General features: G+C 69.9%; 21 protein-coding genes. 7 read left to right on the top strand and 14 right to left on the bottom strand.

Annotated elements, in window-relative coordinates; translation table 11 throughout:
* Positions 1-133 precede the first annotated feature (133 nt).
* The 7 genes from HEP85_RS32715 to HEP85_RS32685 form a co-directional block, all read right to left on the bottom strand.
* Entirely contained in the window at positions 134-1,036 is a 903-nt protein-coding gene (locus HEP85_RS32715) for a LysR family transcriptional regulator (protein ID WP_248002153.1), read from the bottom strand.
* Between the two features lie 158 nt (positions 1,037-1,194).
* On the bottom strand, positions 1,195-1,866 hold the full coding sequence (locus HEP85_RS32710; RefSeq protein ID WP_168531090.1) for an enoyl-CoA hydratase-related protein: 672 nt from the start codon (positions 1,864-1,866) through the stop codon (positions 1,195-1,197).
* Between the two features lie 225 nt (positions 1,867-2,091).
* Positions 2,092-3,321 carry a CaiB/BaiF CoA transferase family protein gene (locus HEP85_RS32705; RefSeq protein WP_369657937.1) on the bottom strand — a complete coding sequence of 410 codons (1,230 nt, stop codon included), beginning with the start codon at positions 3,319-3,321 and terminating at the stop codon, positions 2,092-2,094.
* Positions 3,322-3,326: 5 nt separating this feature from the next.
* Positions 3,327-4,598, bottom strand: a complete 1,272-nt coding sequence (locus tag HEP85_RS32700; RefSeq protein ID WP_168531088.1) for an acyl-CoA dehydrogenase family protein — start codon at positions 4,596-4,598, stop codon at positions 3,327-3,329.
* Between the two features lies 1 nt (position 4,599).
* Positions 4,600-5,550, bottom strand: coding sequence for a 3-hydroxyacyl-CoA dehydrogenase NAD-binding domain-containing protein (locus HEP85_RS32695; RefSeq protein ID WP_168531087.1), 951 nt, complete (start codon positions 5,548-5,550; stop codon positions 4,600-4,602).
* Positions 5,547-5,765, bottom strand: a complete 219-nt coding sequence (locus tag HEP85_RS32690) for a hypothetical protein (RefSeq protein ID WP_168531086.1) — start codon at positions 5,763-5,765, stop codon at positions 5,547-5,549. Before HEP85_RS32690 ends, HEP85_RS32695 begins: the two co-directional genes overlap by 4 nt.
* Position 5,766: 1 nt before the next feature.
* Complete coding sequence (locus HEP85_RS32685; RefSeq protein ID WP_168531085.1) at positions 5,767-6,585, bottom strand: crotonase/enoyl-CoA hydratase family protein; 819 nt, start codon at positions 6,583-6,585, stop codon at positions 5,767-5,769.
* Positions 6,586-7,204: 619 nt separating this feature from the next.
* On the opposite strand from HEP85_RS32685, the gene HEP85_RS32680 reads away from it, so the two are divergent.
* The 7 genes from HEP85_RS32680 (at position 7,205) to HEP85_RS32650 (ending at position 12,931) form a co-directional block, all read left to right on the top strand.
* Entirely contained in the window at positions 7,205-8,269 is a 1,065-nt protein-coding gene (locus HEP85_RS32680) for an aromatic ring-hydroxylating dioxygenase subunit alpha (RefSeq protein ID WP_168531084.1), read from the top strand.
* Positions 8,266-8,448, top strand: a complete 183-nt coding sequence (locus HEP85_RS32675; protein ID WP_168531083.1) for a hypothetical protein — start codon at positions 8,266-8,268, stop codon at positions 8,446-8,448. The genes HEP85_RS32680 and HEP85_RS32675 overlap by 4 nt, the downstream gene beginning before the upstream one ends.
* Positions 8,445-9,380: a PDR/VanB family oxidoreductase gene (locus HEP85_RS32670; RefSeq protein ID WP_168531082.1), complete on the top strand. Its 936-nt coding sequence runs from the start codon at positions 8,445-8,447 to the stop codon at positions 9,378-9,380. The genes HEP85_RS32675 and HEP85_RS32670 overlap by 4 nt, the downstream gene beginning before the upstream one ends.
* 161 nt (positions 9,381-9,541) lie before the next feature.
* Positions 9,542-10,513, top strand: a complete 972-nt coding sequence (locus HEP85_RS32665) for an ABC transporter substrate-binding protein (protein ID WP_168531081.1) — start codon at positions 9,542-9,544, stop codon at positions 10,511-10,513.
* The gene (locus HEP85_RS32660; protein ID WP_168531080.1) at positions 10,510-11,283 is read left to right on the top strand and encodes an ABC transporter permease; all 774 of its coding nucleotides are present in this window, start codon (positions 10,510-10,512) and stop codon (positions 11,281-11,283) included. The genes HEP85_RS32665 and HEP85_RS32660 overlap by 4 nt, the downstream gene beginning before the upstream one ends.
* Positions 11,280-12,098 carry an ABC transporter permease gene (locus HEP85_RS32655; protein WP_168531079.1) on the top strand — a complete coding sequence of 273 codons (819 nt, stop codon included), beginning with the start codon at positions 11,280-11,282 and terminating at the stop codon, positions 12,096-12,098. The genes HEP85_RS32660 and HEP85_RS32655 overlap by 4 nt, the downstream gene beginning before the upstream one ends.
* A 20-nt stretch (positions 12,099-12,118) precedes the next feature.
* Positions 12,119-12,931 (top strand): ABC transporter ATP-binding protein, encoded by an 813-nt coding sequence (locus HEP85_RS32650; protein WP_168531078.1) that lies wholly within the window; start codon positions 12,119-12,121, stop codon positions 12,929-12,931.
* Here HEP85_RS32650 and HEP85_RS32645 read toward each other — a convergent pair.
* From HEP85_RS32645 to HEP85_RS32615, 7 genes are all read right to left on the bottom strand, one after another.
* Complete coding sequence (locus HEP85_RS32645) at positions 12,900-15,077, bottom strand: discoidin domain-containing protein (protein WP_369657936.1); 2,178 nt, start codon at positions 15,075-15,077, stop codon at positions 12,900-12,902. The genes HEP85_RS32650 and HEP85_RS32645 overlap by 32 nt on opposite strands.
* A gap of 54 nt (positions 15,078-15,131) precedes the next feature.
* Positions 15,132-16,733, bottom strand: a complete 1,602-nt coding sequence (locus HEP85_RS32640; RefSeq protein WP_168531076.1) for a glycoside hydrolase family 13 protein — start codon at positions 16,731-16,733, stop codon at positions 15,132-15,134.
* Between the two features lie 39 nt (positions 16,734-16,772).
* Complete coding sequence (locus HEP85_RS32635; protein ID WP_168531075.1) at positions 16,773-17,648, bottom strand: carbohydrate ABC transporter permease; 876 nt, start codon at positions 17,646-17,648, stop codon at positions 16,773-16,775.
* Positions 17,645-18,616: a carbohydrate ABC transporter permease gene (locus tag HEP85_RS32630; RefSeq protein WP_168531074.1), complete on the bottom strand. Its 972-nt coding sequence runs from the start codon at positions 18,614-18,616 to the stop codon at positions 17,645-17,647. The genes HEP85_RS32635 and HEP85_RS32630 overlap by 4 nt, the downstream gene beginning before the upstream one ends.
* An 8-nt stretch (positions 18,617-18,624) precedes the next feature.
* On the bottom strand, positions 18,625-19,977 hold the full coding sequence (locus HEP85_RS32625; protein ID WP_168531073.1) for an ABC transporter substrate-binding protein: 1,353 nt from the start codon (positions 19,975-19,977) through the stop codon (positions 18,625-18,627).
* A gap of 201 nt (positions 19,978-20,178) precedes the next feature.
* On the bottom strand, positions 20,179-21,177 hold the full coding sequence (locus tag HEP85_RS32620; protein WP_168531072.1) for a LacI family DNA-binding transcriptional regulator: 999 nt from the start codon (positions 21,175-21,177) through the stop codon (positions 20,179-20,181).
* A 41-nt stretch (positions 21,178-21,218) separates the two neighbouring features.
* On the bottom strand, positions 21,219-21,923 hold the full coding sequence (locus HEP85_RS32615) for a GntR family transcriptional regulator (protein WP_168531071.1): 705 nt from the start codon (positions 21,921-21,923) through the stop codon (positions 21,219-21,221).
* Between the last annotated feature and the right edge of the window lie 47 nt (positions 21,924-21,970).

Below are 21,970 nucleotides of genomic sequence, written 5' to 3'. Positions count from 1 at the left end.
CTTTCATCTCTCGGCTGCCTCTGACATGGAACGCTAATGGAGATGTACGGAGAACGGAATCATCGTATTGCTGATATCGGTGTGACCGCCGCGGTCACACCGATTTCGAAATCGAATCCGAATGACGCACGTCTCACATGTGCAGCGGATCGGCGAAGACCTCACGGGCCGCTGCGACGATGTCGTCCAGGTCACCACCGGAGGCCCGGTCCCGCCGCCAGATCAGGACGGTGTCCAGGACGGGCTCGAAATCCGTGAACGGCAGGACCCGCGTGTTCTCCAAGGCGTAGCCGTGCATGGGGCTTTCCGCATTGAGCATGGAGAAGTAGAACGCGATCCCGCTGGAAACCACTTCGGCGATTCCGCCATAACCAGAATCGGTCAGCTTGATACGCTTCTTGATCCCCCGCTCCGAGATTTCCCGGTCGAGCTGATCGAAGTAGGAGAACCTCAATTCCTGCGGCGCGACGACGAAGCTGAGATCGGCCAGTTCGGCCAGCGCCACGGAATCCCGCCCGGTGAACTGGTCGGCCGGCACGATCGCTCCGAGCCGTTCGGACATGACGGGCAGCATGTCCAGTGCGGGATCGCTGATCGGCAACCGGGCCAGCGCGAGCGCCAGCCTCCCCTCGCACACGCCGGTGACCAGAGCCTTGGAGGTGCCGGGCCAGCGCAGGAGTTCGCACCACTCGTCGGCGCGCTCGGCGAGGGTGTTGACGAGCTCTCTCAGTCTCGGGTGGAGCCCGGAGGGGATGCCCACGAACATGGTGCCGCGCTCCGACCGTGTCACCTCGCGCAGTCGCCACGGAATGCGATTGACCCGCTCCAGAACGTCCCGCGCGATCGGGAGCAGCGCCTCTCCGCCCGGCGTGAGCGTGACACTGTGCGTGTCACGCTCGAACAGCCGGAGGTCGAGCTCCCGCTCCAGGTCCTTGATGCGCTGGCTCAGCGGTGACGTGGCCATGTGGAGCCGGCGGGCCGCCGCGGAAAAGTTCAGCTCCTCGGCAACCGCGACGAAGTAGCGCAGATGCAGCATCTCCACCCTGACACGTTAACCCGATCCACGAGTCGGTTCCGAGGCGTCGCGCGTCGGGGCGGTGGCTGTCGCGGCGGATCCGTGGGGCCCCGGCGGCCGGTCGCGGGATCTCGGAGCGGCGCGATCCCGGTCACCCGCCTCGCCGGGGGGACGGTTTCTCAGCCGCGGGGGTCCGCCGTGTCGCGCAGGGAGGCCAGGGCCGAGCCGTACATCCGCGCCTTGATGGTGCCGAGTGTGTCGCCGGCCTTGCTCAGCTGTGCCTGGGCGATCTCCACGGCCGTGGACCGTACGACGTCCTCGGCGACCGCCTGGTCGACGATGCCCGCGGCCGCGGCGTCCGACCCTCCGTAGCGGCGGGCGGTGACCATGGCCTCGTGCGCGGTCTGCGGCGCCAGCCGGGACTGGATCAGGGCGGACATGCCGGGAGAGAAGGGAATGTTGATGTCGGCCTCGGGCAGGCACCAGAAGCCGCGGTCGCTCCGCATGACGCGGAAGTCGTGCGCGAGGGAGAGCATCGCGCCGGCGGCGAAGGTGTGCCCCTGGAGGGCCGCCACGGTGATCATCGGTAGGGACAGCAGGCGGGCGAAGAGGCGGTGGACGGAGACGATGTAGTCGTCGTGCTGGTCCGCGTGGGCGGACAGCCACTCCAGGTCCAGGCCGTTGGAGTAGAACTTGCCCGTCGCTGCGGTCACCAGTGCTCGCGGTCCTTCTGCCTTCTCCACCTCGTCCAGGGCGGCGTGGGCGGACGCGATCCAGTCGGGGTGGAAGCGGTTCTCACCGTCTCCGAGGTCGAGCACGAAGACGTTGTCCTGGCGGTCGAGGGTAGGCATGTGTGCTCCTGCGGGTGGTTGCGTGGTGTCGGGGGACGGACGAGATCGGGCAGCGGGGCTGTGGTGGTTCCAGCATGGGAGCTGTCGCAACGGCGTGCAGGGCGTACGCCCGCACCCGCTTCGGTGCGGTGGGCGCCGGCGAGGCCGCCGAGGGTCCGGGCCCGCGTACGGACCCGTACCGCGGCCGACGGGTCGCCCCCGCCTGCCGGCCGCCTCCCGTGCTCATTACGCCGCTTCGGCTTCGGTCGTGCCGGGGATCGCTCCCCGCGCGCGCAGCGCGGCGATCTCGGCGGGGCCGAATCCCAGCTCGCCGAGGATCTCGTCGTTGTGCTCGCCCAGGTCGGGTGCCCGCCTGGCCGGGACCTTCGGCACCCCGCGGAGGTTGACCGGGCTGCTGACGGTGTAGTCCAGCCCGCTGACCCCTTCCAGGGGCACGACGACGTCGTTCTCGCGCAGCTGCGGGTCCTGCGCGGCCTCCTCCGGTGTCTGGATGAGGCCGACGGTGATGCGCTCCCGGGTCAGGACGTCCTGCCAGTGGGCGAAGGGACGGGTGCGGAACGCGGTGTCGAGCAGTTCGCTCAGCGCGGCGGCGTTCTTCGCGAAGCCCTGGATGTCCGCGAAACGAGGATCCGCCCGCAGTTCGGGACGCCCGATGGCCCGCGCCAGTGCCGGCCAGTGCGCGGACGAGGTGGCCAGCATGAACCACCGGCCGTCCGCGGTCCGGTAGGGGTTGGTCAGCGCGTTCACCGGTACGTTCCGGTCGTGCAGCTCGAACGGTGTGCCGCCGGCGAGTGCGCCGGCCACGAGTGTTCCCGTGGCCCAGACGCCCGTGGCGAGCAGCGACGTTCCGACGTCGGCCCCTTGTCCGGTGCGTTCGCGATGGTAGAGGGCGGTCGTGATCGCGGCGTAGATGGCGATCGCCGTCGTGTAGTCGCCGCTCCCCCACACCGGGACGGTCGGCGGGGCTCCCGCGTCGCGGGTGGAGGCCAGGAGGCCGCTGCGCGACCAGTAGGCGGTCAGGTCGAAGCCCGGCTGCCGGGCGTCGGGGCCCGCGTCACCGAAGCCGGTGATGTCGGCGTAGACGACGCGCGGGTTCCAGCCCGCGATCTCCTCGTAGCCGAGGTGCAGCTTCTCGCGCGTGCCGTGCGGGAAGTTGGTGATCACCACGTCGGCCCACTCGACGAGTCGCTTGAGGACCCCGACAGCGGCCGGTGACTTCAGGTCGATCACCATGCCACGCTTGTTGCGGTTGGCGAGGTGCCAGCCGTAGTTGGCCTGAGCCCGGGGACTGGGCGGCACGGAACTCAGCCTCCGCTGGGGATCGCCCGCCCCCGGCGGCTCGATCTTGATGACGTCCGCTCCGAAGTCGGAGAGCATGGTGGCCGCCGCCGGTCCCGCGATGAAGCTCGCCACGTCGAGGACCTTCAGACCGGTGAAGACGGATTCGGTGGTCATCGCCGTCACCCCACGAAGGCGCTGAGGCCGGTGATGGACTTGCCCACGATGAGGGTCTGCATCTGGTGGGTTCCCTCGTACGAGTAGAGGGCCTCGGCGTCGGAGAAGAACCGGGCGACGTCGTAGTCGAGGACGATGCCGTTGCCGCCGAAGATCTCGCGGCACCACGCGACGGATTCGCGCATGCGGGCCGCGACGTACTCCTTGGCCAGCGCGGACTGCTCGTCGCGGAAGATGCCCTGGTCCTGGAGCCGGGCGAGCTGTACCAGCATGCCCCAGGAGGCGGTGATGTTGCCCAGGCTCTTGACCAGCAGGTCCTGCACCATCTGGAACTTGGCGATCGGGCGGCCGAAGGCTATGCGTTCCTTGGCGTAGTCGAGTGCGAGTTCATAGGCGCCGATCATGACACCCAGGGCCTGCCAGGCGACTCCGCCGCGGGTGACGCGCAGGACCTCCGCGACGTCCCGGAAGCCCTTGATGTTGTGCAGCCGGTTGGCTTCCGGCACGCGGACGTCGGTCAGGGTGATCTCGGCGTTCTGCACGATCCGCAGCGCGATCTTGCCTTCGATCTTCTCCGGCCGGAAGCCCGGGGTGCCCTTCTCGACGACGAAGGCCTTGACCTTGTTGTCGTCGACGTCCCGCGCGAAGACCACGACGTAGTCGGCGAAGGTGGCGTTGCCGATCCACTTCTTGGCGCCGTTGAGGATCCACTCGTCGCCCTCGCGCCTGGCGGTCGTGCGCATGCCGCCGGAGACGTCGGAGCCGCCGAGCGGTTCGGTCAGGGCGAAGGCGCCGATCTTGTCCATCGAGGCCATGGCGGGCAGGAACCTGTCGCGCTGCTCCTGGTCGCCGCCGTAGTAGATCGAGTAGAAGCCGAGGCCGTTGTGGACGCCGAAGAAGGTGGCGGTCGAGGCGTCGACACGGCCCAGCTCGGCGGCGAGCATGCCGCCGAGCAGGTGGCTGGCGGCCGGCTTGTGCTCGCCGTAGCCCTCGTAGGCCAGGGCGGCCAGTCCGCTGGCGCGGAACTTCTCGATCATCTCGAAGGGGAACTCGCCTTTGCCCCAGTACTCGTTCACCAGCGGCTTGATCTCCTTGCGCAGGAAGGCGCGGGCCTTGAGCAGGATCTCGCGCTCCTCGTCCGAGAGCAGCGCCTCGTACTGGTAGAAGTCGGCGGCCAGTTGGTCCTCCGGCTGTGCGGTGGGGGTGGTGACGGTGGGGGTGGTGACGGTGGGGGTGGTGACGGTCGTGGCGGTGGTGGGGGTGGTGACGGTGGTCATCTCAGATCTCCTTGGTGTGCTCAGTGCGCCGGATGTCTTCCAGGGCGGACAGGACGGCGAGTTGCCTGTGGTCGCGGGCTTCGGCGAGGTCGGCGTACGGCGTGGAGGCGTACGCCCTCTCCACCGCCTGGATCACTCGTTCCCGGTCCTCGGGGTCCTGCGAGGGCTCACCGAGGGGCATCTGCTGCATGGTCGAGCCGATGTGCTCGGTGATGTGGCGGTAGCCGCCGGGGCCACCGCCCAGGTGCGCGCCGAGGAACGGCCCGACCGTCGCCCAGCGGACGCCGAGCGAGTGGGTCACCACGGTGTCCAGGTCCTCGGGGGTCACCACGCCCTGCTGGACGAGGTGGACGGCCTGGCGGCTGAGCGCGTTCTGGAGCCGGTTGCCGACGAACCCGGGGATCTCCTGGCGTTCGACGACGGGGGTGCGGCCGACGGCGGTGTAGAAGTCGACGGCCGCCCGCACGGCTTCCTCGGTGGTGCGTTCGCCGGGTACGACCTCGACGAGCGGCAGCAGGTGGGGCGGGTTGAAGGGGTGCCCGATGAGGATGCGGCCGGCGTCCTCGAGTTCCGCGGTGAAAGCGGTCGCCGGAATCGCCGACGACGAGCTGAGCAGCAGCGCGTGCCCGGGGGCCTCCCGGACCAGCCGGGCGAACAGCTCCTTCTTGAACTCGACGCGCTCGGGGCCGTTCTCCTGGACGATGTCCGCGTGCCGGACGGCTTCGGTGACGTCGGCAGCGACGTGTACGCGGTCGGCGAGGCCGTCGGTGTCCAGGCCCTGGGCGGCCAGGTGCGGGGCGAACGCGGCAAGCGCTTCGGTGATCGCCTCCGGCAGGTCGGGGCGGGGATCGCTGACATGGACGTTCAGGCCGTGTGCGGCGAACAGGGCCGTCCACGAGAGTCCGATGGTGCCCGCGCCGATCACGGCGGCGGTACGGAACGGGTGCGTCACTGGGCGTCTTCCTTCAGGTGGTCGCAGACCGGCTCGACGGGGGCGAGGGCCGGGTCGGTGAGGAGGTGGCCGGCGGAGACGGCCTCCAGGCCGGGCAGGTCCGCCGGCGAAGCGAGGACGTGGGCGAAGGACCGGAACAGGGCGGGGCCGGTGTACGCCTCCTTGACCACCGCATCGGTGATGTCGGCGCGCAGCGGTTCCTTGACCATCCGCATGTCACTTCCCCGTCCACTGCGGGGCCCGGCGCTCGGCGAAGGCGGTCATGCCCTCCCGGACGTCGGCCGTGGCCATCAGCTCGCTCATCACCGTGCGCTGCGCGGCGAAGGCCTCGGCCTCGGGTGCGCCGTCCGCGGCCCGTGCGACCGCCTTCACCGCGGCGAGCGCCAGGGGCGCGTTCGCCGCCAGGCGTTCGGCGAGCAGGAGGGCCTCCGGCACGGCCTGGCCCGCGGGGACGACCCGGTTGGCCAGACCCAGCTCACCGGCCCGGCGGCCACTCACCGGCTCGCCGGTCAGCAGCATTTCCATGGCGAGGTGGTACGGGATGCGCCGGGGCAGCCGGATCACTCCCCCGCCGGCGGCGATCAGTCCCCGCTTGACCTCCGGCAGACCGAAGTGCGCGTCCTGCGCGGCCACGATCAGGTCGCAGGCGAGGGCCAGTTCGAAGCCGCCTCCCATGGCCCAGCCCTCCACGGCGGCGATCAGCGGCTTCGTCCGGTCGGCCTCGGTCACGCCGCCGAATCCGCGCCCCGGGATGCTCGGGGACTCGCCCCGCAGGGCCGCCTTCAGGTCCATGCCGGCGCTGAAGGTGCCCTCGGCGCCGGTCAGCACGCCGGCCCGGAGTCCCGGGTCCGCCTCCAGTTCGTCCAGGGCGCCGGCCAGCAGGGCGGCGACCTCGGCGTTGACGGAATTACGTGCTCGTGGGCGGTCGATCGTGATGAGCAGGGTCGTGCCCGTCCGTCGGGTGCGCACGTCCGTGGCGCTCGTACCGGTCCCCCGGTCGGTGTCGAGCGGCCCGGTGACGAAGGGTTCCGCCATCGCCTCTTCCTTTCGTTCGTGGGTCGTCGTTCTTGACACATAACGTTAAGGAAGAGCGATGGATGACGGAATCATCAAAAGGGTGACGGCGGTGTGACCACGCTAGTCACACCATTTTCTGAATTACTCCGGCCCTTTCCCCCGAATTTCATTCAATGAATTCGGACGCCGAAATTCTGCGCAGAAGATACAGCTGGCCGCGGCCCATGGAGCGCCCCGCGACCGGGCCCGGGACGCCGGCCGCGCGCAGAAGGCCGCGTCGGTACCGGGGCTCGCTCTTCGTCTCCTTCCCGCCCCTTCCGGTATCGGCAGGGGCGGGCGCAGGTCCTCGTCAGGGATTCAGGACGTCCACTCCGACGAGTTCGCAAGAGCGGTTCCGGAGTTCGCGGACGAGGTCGGCGTCGTCGGCCCCCGGATGCGAGCCGGACCATCTGCCGGGCCCCCTTCCGGTCGGCGAGCCGCCCCGCCCCGCGGCGCGCGCGTCGGCATGACCGGCGGACGAGCACCCGCCCCGACAAGGTGGATTCCCCGTTCCCTTCCGTGAGACGGAAGAGCCGTTGCGGCGCGGTGACCCCCTTCCCGACGATGCCACCACAGCAGTCAGACGGGAGCCGCAGCGATGCCGCACACGACCGCCTTCGCCAGGAACCAGTGGTACGTCGCCGCCCTCGCCCACGAGGTGGGGCGCGAGTTGCTCGGCCGGACGGTTCTGGGTGAACCGCTCGTCCTCTACCGGACCGAGGACGAGGGGGCGGCCGTCGCCCTGGCCGACCGCTGTGTGCACCGCCGGTTCCCGCTCTCCGAGAGCCGGCTCGACGGTGACCGGATCGTGTGCGGATATCACGGGTTCACGTACGACACCACGGGCACCTGCGTGTACGTGCCGGGGCAAAAACGCATACCGCGCACGGCCCGGGTCGCCGCGTACCCGGTCCTAGAGCAGGACGCGTTCGTCTGGGTGTGGGTCGGAGACCCGGCGCTCGCCGACCCGCGGACCGTCCCACGGGCCCGGCACATGGACTCTGCGGACTGGACCACGGTCTCGGGCATGGAGCCCATCGACGCCGACTACGGGCTGCTCGTCGACAATCTCCTCGACCTCTCGCACGAGACCTATCTGCACGGCGGATACATCGGCACCCCCGAGGTCGCCGAGACGCCGATCACGACGGAGGTCGACGAGGGCGCCGGTATCGTGCGGGTCAGCCGGCACATGGACGACGCCGAGTGCCCGCCGTTCTACGCACGTTCGACGGGGATCGAGGGCCGGATCACCCGCTGGCAGGACATCGAGTACCACGCGCCGTGCCTGTATCTGCTGCACAGCCGCGTCGCACCGGTCGGGGTGCTGCCCGAGGCGGACGGCGGCGACCCGCGCGCCTTCCACACCGAGATCACGTACGCGATCACCCCCTCGCGGGACGGCCACGTCTACGACTTCTGGGCGGTCTCCCGGGACTTCGCCCGCGAGGACGGCGACGTCACCGCGTTCCTGCGGGACTTCAACCACACGGTCGTGATGCAGGACGTCGACGCGCTCAACGTGCTGCAGCGGACGCTGGGCACCGAGCGCGACGGGTACCAGGAACTCAGCATCAACATCGACACCGGTGGTCTCGCGGCCCGCCGTATCCTCGCCCGGCTGGCCGAGGAGGGCGACAAGCCGACGGAGAGGGTCCGGTGACGCCGGCGCCCCGCTCCGCGCCCCGGGAGGTCTACCGCGTCGACTGGCTCCCGGGCACCGACGTCCTGCACGGCACCTGCCACTGCGGCGCCGAGCACACCGCCCAGGATCCGGTCGAGATGTGGGAGTGGATGCTCGCCCACCCCGAGGGACACACGCCCCGGGGAAGCCGGGGATGACCGTCCACGAAGCCGATCTCGTCGTGTCACGGCGGGAGGTCGCGGCCGAGGGAGTGGTCGCCCTCACGCTGCGCCACCCCCTCGGCGAGGACCTTCCCGGCTGGGAGCCGGGCGCCCACATCGACGTCGTGCTCGGTCCCGGGCTGGAGCGGCAGTACTCGCTGTGCGGCGACCCGGCGGACCGCGGAGCGTGGCGGATCGCGGTGCTGCGGGAGCCGCACGGCCGCGGTGGGTCCTCGTACGTGCACGAGCGGGTGGACGCGGGCGACAGGGTCCGCGTCCGCGGCCCGCGCAACCACTTCGCCCTGGCTCCCGCTCCCCGGTACCGGTTCGTCGCGGGCGGTATCGGCATCACCCCGATCCTGCCGATGCTCGCCGCGGCCCAGGCGGCCGGCGCGCAGTGGACACTGCTGTACGGCGGACGGACCCGCGACTCCATGGCGTTCGTCCGGGAGTTGAGCCGGTACGGGGACCGGGTGACGATCGCTCCCCAGGACGAGTGCGGGCTGCTGGACCTCGACTCCGTGCTCTCCGGTGTCCCCGGGGGCACGCTGGTCTACTGCTGCGGTCCCGGGCCGCTGCTGGACGCGGTGGAGGAGCGGTGCCCCTCCGGGCTGCTGCACGTCGAGCGCTTCCGGCCGAAGGCCCAGGAACCCGCCGGCGACGACGAGTTCGAGGTCGTCCTCTCGCGCAGCGGCCGCACGCTGACCGTCCCCGCGGACGCCTCCGTGCTCGACACCGTGCGAGGTGCGGGCGTCGAGGTGCTCTTCTCCTGTACCGAGGGCACCTGCGGCACGTGCGAGACGGACGTCCTCGAAGGGACCCCGGACCACCGGGACTCGGTGCTCACCGACGCGGAGCGGGCAGCCGGGGAGACCATGCTCATCTGCGTCTCCCGGTGCCGGGGTAAGCGGCTCGTGCTCGACCTGTAGGCAGCCCGTTCGCGCGATCGGGAGCACGCTTCGGTAACTGTCAACAATATTGTCAGCCAAGGCCATTGACCGCGTCGTACGGGAGTTCTACCTTCCGCTGAGCACCACTGTGCGGTGTGCGCACAGCCTGTCGGAACACTGTCGTCTGCACAGGAGGAGCCATGCGTCGTCTGCTCGCCGGTCTCGCGGTCGGAACCTTCCTGGTCGCCGCGTCGGCCTGTGGCTCGTCCGACGACTCCGGAACGTCGGACATGGGCACGTCGTCCGGCGGTACCACCACGGTCAAGGTCGGGATCATCCCCATCGTCGATGTCGCACCGCTCTACCTGGGCCGGCAGAAGGGCTTCTACGGCAAACGCGGTCTGAAGCTCTCCATGACGACCGCGCAGGGCGGCGCCGCGATCGTCCCGGGCGTCGTCAGCGGCCAGTTCCAGTTCGGCTTCTCCAACATGACCTCGCTGATGATCGCCCGGAGCCAGAACGTGCCCGTGAAGGCGGTGGCCAACGGCGTCGCCTCAACGGGCTTGGCGGGCAAGGACTTCGGTGCCATCACGGTGAAGAAGGGCAGCGCCCTCACGTCGGCGAAGGATCTGGAGGGGAAGAAGGTCGCCGTCAACACGCTGAAGAACATCAACGAGACCGCGGTACGCGAGTCGGTGCGCAAGGCGGGCGGCGACCCCTCGAAGGTGAAGTTCGTCGAGCTGGCCTTCGACCAGATGCCCGCCGCCCTGGACAGCGGTCAGATCGACGCGGCGATGGTGGTCGAGCCCGCGCTCGCCACCGTCAAGAGCCAGGGCGGCACGGAGATCGCCTCGTCCCTGGTCGACGTCGCCAAGGACCTCACCGTGGCGATGTACTTCACGTCCACCCAGTACGAGCAGAAGAACCCCGATGTGGTGAAGAGGTTCCAGGAGGCGACCGCCGAGTCCCTCGCCTACGCCGACGCCCACCCGGACGAGGTCCGCTCCATCGTCACCTCCTACACGAAGATCCCCGCGGCGGTCCTCGCGAAGGTCACCCTGCCGAAGTGGCCGGCCGAGCCGAACCGCGCGTCGATCGAGGCGCTGGAGAAACTGGGCGAACAGGACGGGCTCTTCAAGTCGGCCCCCGATCTCGACGCACTGCTGCCGTGAGGGGTGCGAACGCGGCACTCGGTACGGCCGGGCTCGCGGCCTTCCTCGCCCTGGGCGAGGTGGCGCCACGGCTCGGCCTCGTCAAAGCGGCCTACTTCCCGCCGACCAGCCGCATCGCCGACGCGCTCGGGCAGGAGGCCACCGACGGCGCCTTCTGGGCGGCCCTCGGCGACACCCTCACCGGCTGGGCGCTGGGGCTCGCGACCGCGGTCGTCGCGGGCGTCGTCGTGGGGCTGGTCGTCTCGGTCGTGCCGTACCTGCGCGAGGCCACGGCCTCCACGATCGAGTTCCTGCGCCCGATCCCCTCCGTCGCGCTGATCCCCCTCGCCGTCCTGCTGTACGGCACCGAGCTGCGCTCCGTCCTCCTCCTCGTCGTGTACGCCTCCTTCTGGCAGGTCCTCGTCCAGGTCCTGTACGGCGTCCGTGACGTCGACCCGGTGGCGGAGGAGACGGCACGCTCGTACGGCCTCGGCCCCTGGGCGCGCACCCGGCACGTCCTGTGGCCCACCGCGCTCCCCTACGTCATGACGGGTGTCAGGCTCGCCGCCGCGGTCGCCCTCATCCTCGCCGTGACCGCCGAACTCGTCATCGGCGCACCGGGGCTGGGCGCGCGGATCGCGGTCGCCCAGTCCTCGCAGGCCGTCCCGGACCTGTACGCGCTGGTGGTGGTCACCGGCCTGCTCGGGCTGCTGATCAACGTGGGTGCCCGCGCGGTGGAGCGACGGGCCTTGGCCTGGCACCAGTCGGTGCGCGGGGAGGTGGCGGTGTGACGGTCGTCCCGTCCGGCCGCACGAGGCCGAACGTCTGGAGGTCCCTCCTGACGCGGGTGCTGTTCGTGGTGACGCTCCCCGTGCTGCTGGTCGCCGGCTGGTGGCTCGCGTCGGACGGCAGCACCGACGTCTACTGGCCACCGCTGCGCACGATCCTCAGGACATTCCCGGACGTCTGGACGGGCGACCGGCTCCGTGCGGACCTGGTGCCCAGTGTGCTGCGGCTGCTCGGCGGCTACGCGGTGGCGGCCGTCGCGGGGATCCTTCTCGGCGTGGTCATCGGCTCGTACCGGCGGGTGCGGGCGTTCTGCGAGCCGGTCCTGGAGTTCCTGCGCGCGGTGCCGCCGCCCGTCCTCGTGCCGGTCATCATGCTGTTCGCGGGCATCGGCGACACGATGAAGATCGTCGTGATCGCGAGCGGCTGCCTCTGGCCGGTCCTGCTCAACACGGTCGAGGGGGTGCGGGCCGTCGACTCCGTGATGGCCGAGACGGCGCGTTCGTACGGCGTCACGGGCGCCGCCCGGCTGCGGCACGTGGTCCTGCGGGCGGCGAGCCCGCAGATCTTCGCCGGCCTGCGCCAGGCCCTGTCCGTCGGGATCATCCTGATGGTCATCAGCGAGATGTTCGCGGCGAGCAACGGCCTCGGCTTCACCATCGTGCAGTTCCAGCGCGGCTTCGCGATCCCCGACATGTGGACCGGGATCATCGTCCTCGGCCTGCTCGGCCTTCTCCTCTCGGTCGTCTTCCAGTTCGTGGAGCGCCGGGTGCTCGGCTGGTACCACGGCTTCCGGGACTCCTCCCGGCGGTCCCCGTGACGCTCGTGAAAGGGCGGTCCATGCACGCGTCTTTGGTCGTCACCGGCCTGCGGAAGGTCTACGAGGGGTCGGGGCGTCGCGTGGAGGCGGTCCGCGACCTCACCTTCACGGTGGATACGGGTGAACTCGTCTGCCTGGTGGGCCCGTCGGGCTGCGGCAAGACCACGTTGCTCAAGTGCGTGGGCGGGCTGCTCGTGCCGACCGCGGGCGAGGTGCGGCTCGCCGGCCGTCCGGTGAGCGGGCCGCCGCCCGGCATGGCGTTCGTGTTCCAGGAGTACGGGCGAAGCCTCTTCCCCTGGATGCGGGTCGGCGAGAACGTCGAACTCCCCCTGAAGCAGAAGAAGCTGAGCAGACTCCGGCGGCACGAACTGGTCGCCGACGCACTGGAGTCCGTCGGTCTGTCCGATGCGGCCGGGGCCTATCCGTGGCAGCTGTCCGGCGGCATGCAGCAGCGGGTCGCGATCGCGCGGGCGCTGGCGTACGAGCCCGAGATCCTGCTGATGGACGAGCCGTTCGCCGCGGTCGACGCGCAGACCCGCGCGGACCTGGAGGACCTGGTCCGCAGGCTCTGGCAACGGCGCGGGATGACCATCCTGTTCGTCACCCACGACATCGACGAAGCGGTCTATCTGGGCGAGCGCGTCCTGGTCCTCTCGGCCTCCCCCACCGTCGTGCGGGAGCAGCTGAAGATCGACCTGCCCGAGGAGCGGGACCAGCTGCACACCCGGGTGGCCCCGCGCTTCGCCGAGTTGCGGACCCAGGTGTACGAGCAGATCCAGGCGGCGAAGCGCGGGGAGGCGGTCACGAGGAGAGATATGCCTCCACTTCACTGAACTGGGCGGCGGGCCAGGCGGTGTTGGCCGTGACGTTGAGCCGCAGGTAGCGCAGGCCGGTGCCGGCCGGCAGCGCGATCGTCGCGGTGTTCCCGGTCGCCGGGTCGAAACGGTAGCCCTGCGAACCGACCACCGTGGAGTAGGTGGAGCCGTTGGTGCTGCCGAGCACGGACAGGGTCTCGGTGCGCGCGCCCCACGCCGAGGACGGCGGCAGCTTCAGGACGAGCCGGCGGACGGCCTGCGAGGAGCCGAGGTCCACCGTGACGGCCTGCGGGAAGGCGTTGTTGCTGGACTCCCAGTAGCTGCCCGCGTCGCCGTCGACGGCCCGGCCCGGTGTGTAGACGTCCTGGGAGCCGGTGGCGGTGGCCGGGCGGCCCTTGGCCAGGTTGGCGTTCTGGTCCGGGGGCGGGTTGCCCTGGCCGGGCTGCGGCCAGGCCGAGCAGTCCGACCAGGTGCTGCTCCAGCCGGAGTTGCCGCCGTTGTCCGTGACGGTGAAGCCGCCCGAACCGCTCGGGTAGGGGCAGTTGTAGATGCCGGCCGAGCCGACACCGGTGGCCTGGACGTTGCTGAACCTCGCCGAGCCCGGTGTCTCGGCCTGGACGACGACCGTCCCGGTGTTCCTCACGGTCGCCCCGGTCACGTTGATGTTGCTCGTGGGGTAGCCGTGGCCGCCGCCCGAGACGAACTCGAAGGCGCTGTAGGGACTGTCGGTGACCGTCGTGTTGGTGATGTCGACGGTGGCGTTGATCGCGCTGTCGTAGGAGTCGACCCGCAGCGCTCCCATCGGATGGCCCCAGTTGGGGTTGATCGCCCCCGTCCGCACGAGCGTGTTGCCGTCGACGGTGATCGTGCCGGCCAGCGGGGAGAAGGGGTCGAGGAACTTCTGGTTGGAGACGGCGATGCCGCTGCCCAGCGCGTTGGTGTCGGAGACCAGGTTGTTCCTGACACTGAGGTCCGTGCCGCCGTAGATCGCGATGCCGTTGGCGAGGTTGGGCTGCGAGATGGTGTTGCCCTCGAAGCTGGAGTTGCTGTCCGGACCGTTCAGCGACCACATGGCGAGCGAGTCGTCGCCCTGGTTGCGCAGGAAGTTGTTGCTGACGCGGACGCCGTGCGCGTTGCCGTTGAGGTTGAGCCCGTCGGCGGTGGTGTCGAGGATGCGGTTGTTCTCGACCACGAGGTTGTCGTTGTTGCCGGTCAGCCACAGGCCGACCTTGAGGTGCTGGATCCACATCCCGGAGACCGAACTGCCTGGACCGAGCGATCCGTTGACGAAGTTGTCCGGGTTGGAGTCGACGCGTTCGGTGACCTCACCGAGGACCGCGAAGTCCTTGAGGTGGACGCCGCCCGAGGAGCCGCTCTGGTCGATGAAGCGCGACGCGTGGACGACGGAGTACCAGCCGCCGGCGCCCTGGAGGGTCACGTTCTGCACGCCGCTGAGCGAGGACGTCACCCGGTAGTCGCCCGGCGGGATCCACACGACGCCGCCCTGGGCGGCGGAGATCGCGTCCCGGAAGGCCTGGGTGGAGTCGCCCTGGCCGCTGGGGTCCGCGCCCTTGTCGGTGACGGACACCGACCCCGCGGGCCGGGCCGCGGCGGCGGCGACCTGCTCGAAGTCGGCCACGTCGACGGTGACCTGGGTCGAGGTGGCCTGGAAGGCGATCTTGTCCCCCGCCTGGACGTTCTGGCCGAGCAGCAGCCGGGCGTCGTCGAAGAAGTGGTGCTGCTTGGCACCGGCGATCCAGGACGTGTCCACGTAGGAGTACTTGGAGGTCACGGCGAGGGTCTTGGAGATCCTGGTGCCGTTCACGTACACGTCGAGGGTGCCCGACTGGCCGTCGGGGACGCTGTAGGAGACGTTCACGGCGTTGGCCGCGCGCGGGGCGGTGAACTCCACGCGCTGGCCCGCCGACAGACGTACGGCCTGCCGCCCGGAGGCCTCCGAGGCGAGAGTGCCCTGTGTGTAGTCGGGGCCGATCCTCGTGCCGGTGGTGGTGGCGGACTCGGCCTCGACCGAGGTGAAGGGGAGGCTCGCGCCCGCCGCGGCCACCGCGGCGTGGGCCGTGGTGGTGCCGAGCATGCCCGCGGCGAGGGCGGCGGCCGCGGCGCATGCCAGTGGCATGCGCCTGACGGTTCTCCTGCTGTGCATGTGCTGATCCCTTCGAGGTGGGGGGCGGGGACCGCGGTGTGCAATTCGGTGGTCTCAGGCGCGCAGCCACACCGCCGTGTCCGGTGGCAGGAGTCCGTCTGCGTCCAACGGACCACTGCCGAGCAGCAGTTCTGAGTGCTCAGGGAGTCCGACCGGGCCGTCGGCCAGGTTGACGACGCAGAGCAGACCGTCCGTCCGGGCGAAGGCGAGGACGCCCTCGTCGGCGGCCAGCCAGCTGAGCGGGCCGTCGCCGAACCCCGGTTCGGTGCGGCGGACGCGCAGCGCGGCCCGGTAGAGGCTCAGCATCGAGGCGGGGTCCTCGGACTGGCGGTCGGCGGCGTAGTCGGACCAGCCGGCGGGCTGGGGCAGCCAGGGGTCACCGCCGAATCCGGCGTACGGGGCCTCGGCGTCCCAGGGCAGCGGGACCCGGCAGCCGTCCCGGCCCGGGTCCGTGCCGCCGGAGCGAATGTGCATCGGGTCCTGGATGCTGTCGAGGGGCAACTCCACCTCGGGCAGGCCGAGTTCCTCGCCCTGGTAGACGTAGACGGAACCGGGCAGGGCGAGCGAGAGGAGGGCGGCGGCGCGGGCCCTGCGGTTGCCGAGGGCGAGGTCGGTGGGCGTCCCGAACGCCTTGGCCGTGAAGTCGAAGCCGGTGTCCGTGCGCCCGTAACGGGTGACCGTGCGCGTCACGTCGTGGTTGCACAGCACCCAGGTGGCGGGTGCCCCGACGGGCGCGTGCTCGGCGAGGGTCTCGTCGATGGAGGTACGCAGCCGCCCGGCGTCCCAGGGGCAGGACAGGAAGGAGAAGTTGAAGGCGGTGTGCAGCTCGTCGGGGCGCAGATAGCGGGCGAAGCGCTCGGAGTCGGGGAGCCAGACCTCGCCGACGAAGATGCCGTCGTAGGCGTCGGCGACCGACCGCCACGAGCGGTAGATGTCATGGAGCTCGTCACGGTCGACGTACGGGTTCGGATCGCGGCCCTCGACGTAGTCGGGCAGGTCGGGGTCCTTGGCGAGCAGGGCGGCCGAGTCGATGCGGACGCCGGCCACGCCCCGCTCGAACCAGAAGCGCAGGATCTCCTCGTGCTCCTGGCGGACGGCCGGGTGCTCCCAGTTGAGGTCGGGCTGCTCGGGGGTGAAGAGATGGAGGTACCAGTCGCCGTCGGGCAGCCGGGTCCACACCGGTTCGGAGGAGCCGGCGAACTGGGACGGCCAGTCGTTGGGCGGGAGTTCGCCGTGCTCTCCGCGTCCGGGGCGGAAGTGGAACAGCTCGCGCTCCGGGCCGCCCGCCAGGGCCGCCTGGAACCAGGGATGCTGGTCGGACACGTGGTTCGGCACGATGTCGACGAGGGTGCGGATGCCCAGTTCCCGGGCCTCGGCGATGAGTTTCTCCGCCTCGGCGAGCGTCCCGAAGGCCGGGTCGATGGAGCGGTAGTCGGCGACGTCGTAGCCGCCGTCCGCCATGGGCGAGCGGTACCAGGGGTTGAACCACAGGGCGTCCACCCCGAGTTCGGCGAGGTAGGGCAGTCTGGCGCGGACGCCCGCGAGGTCGCCGGTGCCGTCGCCGTCGCCGTCCGCGAAGCTGCGGACGTACACCTGGTAGATGACGGCGGAACGCCACCACGCGGACTGATTTCGGGCAGGGCGGGGCTGTCCCACGGTGCGTTGCCTTTCGTTCGAGGAGGTCACGTACAGGCGTCAGCCCTTGGTGCTGCCCGCGCTGATCCCGGCGATGATGTGCCGCTGGAACACCAGGAACATCACGACCATGGGGATGCTCGCGATCACCATCGCGGCGATGAGCACGGTCAGTTGGATGTTCTGCGACAGCTGGACGAGAGCCACGCTGATGGGCTGCTTGTCGGTGTCGGAGAACACCATCAGCGGCCACAGGAAGTCCTGCCAGACGGCCACCAGGGCGAAGATCGACACGACTCCGAGGACGGGCCGGGACATCGGCAGCACGATCGACCACAGGGTGCGCAGTCTCCCGGCGCCGTCGATCTCGGCGGCCTCCAGGACGTCGCGCGGGATCTGGTCGAAGAACCGTTTGAGGAGATACAGGTTGAAGGCGTTCGCGACGGCCGGCAGCCAGATGCCGAGCGGTGAGTTCAGCAGACTGGTGTGCAGGAGGGGCAGGTCCGCGACGGTCAGGTACTTGGGGACCACCAGAGCCTGTGCGGGGACCATCAGGGTGGCGAGGATGCCGCCGAGGACCACCTTGCCGAAGGCGGGCTTCAGCTTGGACAGGGCGTACGCGGCGGCGGTGCAGAAGACGAGCTGGAGGAGCCAGGCGCCCGCCGCCTGGACGACCGTGTTCCACAGGTGCGTGGGCAGGTCCATCAGATCCCACGCGTCGGTGTAGCCGCTCAGGTGCAGCCCGTGCGGTACGAGGGTCGGCGGTGTGCGCGTCACCTCGTCCGGCGACTTCATGGCGCCGGTCACCATCCAGTAGACGGGGAAGAGGAAGGCCACCGCGAAGAGCAGGACGACACCGCTGAAGACCGTCCAGTAGACGGCCTTGCCGCGCGGACGCGCCAGGATGAGCGGGGAGACCAGGGTGCGGGTGCTCATGCGTCGTCCCCTTCCGAGCGGGTCAGCCTCAGGTACACCGCGGAGAAGGCACTGAGCAGGACGAGCAGCATGACGCTCAACGCGCAGGCTCCACCGAAGTCGTTGTAGAGGAAGGCGTACTTGTAGATCAGGTAGAGCACCGTGACGGTCTTGTCCTCGGGACCGCCCCCGGTGATCACGAACGGTTCCGTGAAGACCTGCATGGTGGCGATGATCTGCAGCAGCATCAGCATCAGGATGATGAAGCGGGTCTGCGGGATCGTCACGTGCCGGACGCGCTGCAGGATGCTCGCGCCGTCCAGCTCGGCCGCCTCGTACAGCTCGCCGGGGATGCTCTGGAGCGCGGCGAGGTAGATGAGGACGGTGCCGCCGAGGTTGGCCCAGGTGGCGACGATCACCAGGGAGACGAGGGCGGTGTCGGCGCCGTTGGACCAGTTCGAGGTCGGCAGGTGCAGAAAGCGCAGCGTCTCGTTGGCGAGGCCGGCTCCGGGATCGTAGAACCACTTCCACAGCAGGGCGCTGACCACCGGCGGGATCATCACCGGCAGATAGACCACGACGCGGAAGAAGGCCTTCGCGTGGCGCAGTTCGTTGAGGACCAGGGCCATCACGAAGGGGACGGCGAAGCCGATGAGCAGGGCGAGGAGGGTGAAGGTGAGGGTGTTGCGCCAGGCTGCGGTGAACTCCGGGTCGTGGAAGACCCGGGTGAAGTTGGCGGTGCCGACCCACTCGCCGCCGCTGCCCGGGGTGTACTTCTGGAAGGCGATCACGACCGCGCGGATCGCCGGGTACCAGGAGAACAGCGCGAAGCAGAGCACGCCGCCGATCAGGAAGGCGTAGGCCCGGGACTGGTCGGCCAGGCGCCGGCGCCACGGTCCCCCGGGCCGGCGCCCGGCCGACAGCGACACCTCCGGCGCGCCGACGGCGGCCGGAGGGAACGCTGCGGGGGGCTTCGATGCGGTCTTCATGAACGGTGTCAGCCTCGGGCCAGGATGGAGTCGATCTTGCCGGAGGCGTCCTTGAGGAGCTGGTCGATGTTGGCGTCCTTCTTGGTGAGGACCGCGGACACCGCGCCGTCGAGGACGGAGTAGATCTGCTGGGCCTGCGGCGGCTCGATCTTCATCTGCAGGCTCTGGTTGCCGTCGAGGAAGCCCTGGTAGTTCTCCACCGGCACGTTCGCGTTGGCCTTCTTGACCTCTTGGTCCTTGGCGTCCGCGGCGCCGGTGAACAGACGCGGCTCGGGCAGGCCGACCGGGGCGTTGTTCTGCTTGGCGCGGGCGTAGTCACCGAGGAAGCCCTTGCCGGGCGTCAGGAACATGTGCTCGAGCCACTTGAGGCCGGCCTTGATCTGCGCCGGGCTGTCCTTCTTGTTGAACATGTAGCCGTCACCGCCGACGAGCGTGCCCTTGCCGCCGGGCATGGGAGCGAGGGCGAGATCCTTGTAGTTGCCGCCCTTCTCCTTCACCAGGATCGGGATGTTGTCGGGCGCGGAGAGGTACATGCCGAGCTTCCCGGAGCCCATCATCTGCTGGACGTCGTTGAGGACGAGCAGCTGCTTGGTGCCCATGGAGTTGTCGGCCCAGCGCATGTCGTGCAGGTTCTGCAGGACGGCCTTGCCCTCGGGGGTGTCGATGCTGGACTTCTTGCCGTCCGGAGCGACGACGTCGCCGCCCTGCGAGTAGAGCTCGGCCGTGAAGTGCCAGCCGCCCTGGTTCTGGGCGCTGTAGTCGGCGTAGCCGACGGTGCCGCCGCCGAGCGCCGCGATCTTCTTGGCGTCCGCGCGTACCTCTTCCCAGGTGGTCGGGGGCTTTTCGGGGTCGAGGCCGGCCTTCGTGAAGAGCGCCTTGTTGTAGATGAGGCCCATCGAGTACCCGGTGCGCGGAACGCCGTAGATCTTGCCGTCGACGGTGTAGATGTCGCGCAGTTGCTGCTGGAGGGTGCCGTAGCTCTTGAGGTCCTTGACGTAGGACGTGATGTCGGCGGCCTGGTTGATGTCGACTACGTGCTTGGCGTCGGTGAAGTACGTGTAGAAGACGTCCTCCATCTGGCCGCCGGCGAGCTTGGCGTCGAAGGTCTTGGGGTCCTGACACGGGAACGCGTCATGGGTGACGACGTCGATGTCCGGGTTGGCCTTCTCGAAGGCCTTGACGTCGGCATCGAAGAACGAGCGGTCGACCTTGGCGCTCTTGGGCGGCTCGCAGTTGACCGTGATGCGGGTCTTGCCACCCGCGGAACCGTCGTCGCCGCTCGAACCGCAGGCGGTGGCGGTGAGCGCGAAAGCGGACGCCGTGACGACGACGAAGGTACGGCGGAACCCGGGATTTCTCATCGGTGGACCCCTTTGGGCAGGAGCGGTTGGGCGCCTTGGGCAGGAGCGGTGGGCGCCGCACACTCAAGCACCGCCGACAGGGGTGCGCAAGATGTCACGCAGAATCTGTAATTATTTGACAGAGGAATGGATCTCGACGGCGAGGCGCTTGCGTGGTCGGACGGACGCCGACGACAGGCTGCTCACGCCGTCGAGCCGGTCTCAACGGCGAGGTGCCTGCGCGGTCGACCCCCGCACCACCAACTCGGGCTCGAACAGGAGCTCTTCGGGCGTCACGCTGCTGCCGCCGATCTGTGCGTTCAACAGCTCGACGGCCGCCCGGCCCATGGCCTCGATGGGCTGCCGCACGGTGGTCAGCGGCGGCTCGGTGCAGTTCATCAGCGCGGAGTCGTCGTACCCGACGACCGACACCTGTGACGGCACGTCAAGTCCCTTGCGGCGGGCGGCCCGCACCACGCCGAGGGCGAGCGGGTCACTCGCGCAGATGAAGCCGGTGACCCCGCGGTCGATGAGCCGGGAGGCCGCCGCCTGACCGCCCTCGATGGAGAACATGGCCCGGCCGATGTGCTCGTCGGGCAGCTCCGGGGCGAGGCTCCGCACCGCCGCCAGCTTCCGGCCCGAGGGGATGTGGTCGGCGGGTCCGAGCACCAGGCCGATCCGCTCGTGGCCGAGCGAGACGAGATGCCGCCAGGCCTGTTCGACGGCCACCGCGTCGTCGCAGGAGACGCCCGGGAAGCCGAGGTGCCCGATGGCCGCGTTGACCAGCACCACCGGGATGTTGCGTTCCGCGAGCTGCCGGTAGTGGTCGTGGGGCGCGTCGGCCTGCGCGTACAGACCGCCCGCGAACACCACACCGGAGACCTGCTGCTGGAGCAGCAGGTCCACGTAGTCCGCCTCGGAGACCCCGCCCTTGGTCTGGGTGCAGAGCACCGGGGTCAGACCGAGCTGCGCCAGCGCTCCCCCGATCACCTCGGCGAACGCCGGGAAGATCGGGTTCTGCAGCTCGGGCAGGACGAGACCCACCAGCCGCGCGCGTTCACCGCGCAGTTGGGTGGGCCTCTCGTAGCCGAGCACGTCGAGCGCGGAGAGCACTGCCTGCCGGGTGGAGTCGGAGACGCCGGGCTTGCCGTTGAGCACCCGGCTGACCGTGGCCTCGCTGACCCCGACCTTCTTCGCCACCTGAGCAAGTCGTCGTGTCATGAGCGCAAGAATACCGCAAGAATTGCAAACGACTTGCGTAATCAGGCCATCGACGAGCCGGCCGCCCACAGACCCCGGACATGACCGAGATGCCGGGTCATGACCCTGCGTACGGCCTCCTCGTCCCGGTCCAGCAGCGCGTCGAGGAGTTCGAGGTGCTCCTCCGCGGAGTCCTGGAGACGGCCCGCCTCCACGAGGGCGTTGAGCCCGTAGAGGCGGGAGCGCTTGCGCAAGTCGCCGACCACCTCCACCAGATGCGCGTTGCCGGCGAGGGCGAGCAGGCCGAGATGGAAGCGGATGTCCGCCTCGACGTAGGCGATCAGGTCACCGGCCGCCGCCGCGGTCACGATCTCCCGGGCGGCCGGGCGCAGGGCTTCCAGGGAGACCGGGTCGGCGGTGGTGGCCAGCCGCACCGTGGTGGGGATCTCGATGAGTGAGCGGATGTGCGTGTACTCGTCCAGTTGCTTCTCGGAGACGGCGGTGACCCGGAAGCCCTTGTTGGGCACGGTGTCGACCAGGCCCTCCTTGGCGAGGTCGAGCATGGCCTCGCGCACGGGCGTCGCGGAGACGCCGAAGCGGGCGGCGAGCGTCGGCGCGGAGTAGACCTCACCGGCGCGGAGTTCGCCCGCGATCAGCGCGGCCCGCAGGGCGTCGGCGACGCGCTCGCGGTAGCTGCTCTTCTTGCCGCCGAGCGTGGGCAGGGCGGCGGGAGCGGCGGAGGGTGCGCTGCTGCGCTGGGCGGGCATGGGGTGTCTCCTCGTACGGGCCGGTGCGCCGGTCTGCTCGCACGGGC

Source organism: Streptomyces sp. RPA4-2 (assembly GCF_012273515.2).
Taxonomy (GTDB): domain Bacteria; phylum Actinomycetota; class Actinomycetes; order Streptomycetales; family Streptomycetaceae; genus Streptomyces; species Streptomyces kaempferi.
Note: the sequence above shows the minus strand (reverse complement) of the source record. Positions and strands in the feature narration are given on the sequence as shown.

Coding starts and splice junctions, on each gene's coding strand:
- HEP85_RS32715 (WP_248002153.1), bottom strand. CDS start 1,036: ATGCTGCATCTGCGCTACTTCGTCGCGGTTGCCGAGGAGCTGAACTTT.
- HEP85_RS32710 (WP_168531090.1), bottom strand. CDS start 1,866: ATGCCTACCCTCGACCGCCAGGACAACGTCTTCGTGCTCGACCTCGGA.
- HEP85_RS32705 (WP_369657937.1), bottom strand. CDS start 3,321: ATGACCACCGAATCCGTCTTCACCGGTCTGAAGGTCCTCGACGTGGCG.
- HEP85_RS32700 (WP_168531088.1), bottom strand. CDS start 4,598: ATGACCACCGTCACCACCCCCACCACCGCCACGACCGTCACCACCCCC.
- HEP85_RS32690 (WP_168531086.1), bottom strand. CDS start 5,765: ATGCGGATGGTCAAGGAACCGCTGCGCGCCGACATCACCGATGCGGTG.
- HEP85_RS32685 (WP_168531085.1), bottom strand. CDS start 6,585: ATGGCGGAACCCTTCGTCACCGGGCCGCTCGACACCGACCGGGGGACC.
- HEP85_RS32680 (WP_168531084.1), top strand. CDS start 7,205: ATGCCGCACACGACCGCCTTCGCCAGGAACCAGTGGTACGTCGCCGCC.
- HEP85_RS32670 (WP_168531082.1), top strand. CDS start 8,445: ATGACCGTCCACGAAGCCGATCTCGTCGTGTCACGGCGGGAGGTCGCG.
- HEP85_RS32665 (WP_168531081.1), top strand. CDS start 9,542: ATGCGTCGTCTGCTCGCCGGTCTCGCGGTCGGAACCTTCCTGGTCGCC.
- HEP85_RS32650 (WP_168531078.1), top strand. CDS start 12,119: ATGCACGCGTCTTTGGTCGTCACCGGCCTGCGGAAGGTCTACGAGGGG.
- HEP85_RS32645 (WP_369657936.1), bottom strand. CDS start 15,077: ATGCACAGCAGGAGAACCGTCAGGCGCATGCCACTGGCATGCGCCGCG.
- HEP85_RS32635 (WP_168531075.1), bottom strand. CDS start 17,648: ATGAGCACCCGCACCCTGGTCTCCCCGCTCATCCTGGCGCGTCCGCGC.
- HEP85_RS32630 (WP_168531074.1), bottom strand. CDS start 18,616: ATGAAGACCGCATCGAAGCCCCCCGCAGCGTTCCCTCCGGCCGCCGTC.
- HEP85_RS32625 (WP_168531073.1), bottom strand. CDS start 19,977: ATGAGAAATCCCGGGTTCCGCCGTACCTTCGTCGTCGTCACGGCGTCC.
- HEP85_RS32620 (WP_168531072.1), bottom strand. CDS start 21,177: ATGACACGACGACTTGCTCAGGTGGCGAAGAAGGTCGGGGTCAGCGAG.
- HEP85_RS32615 (WP_168531071.1), bottom strand. CDS start 21,923: ATGCCCGCCCAGCGCAGCAGCGCACCCTCCGCCGCTCCCGCCGCCCTG.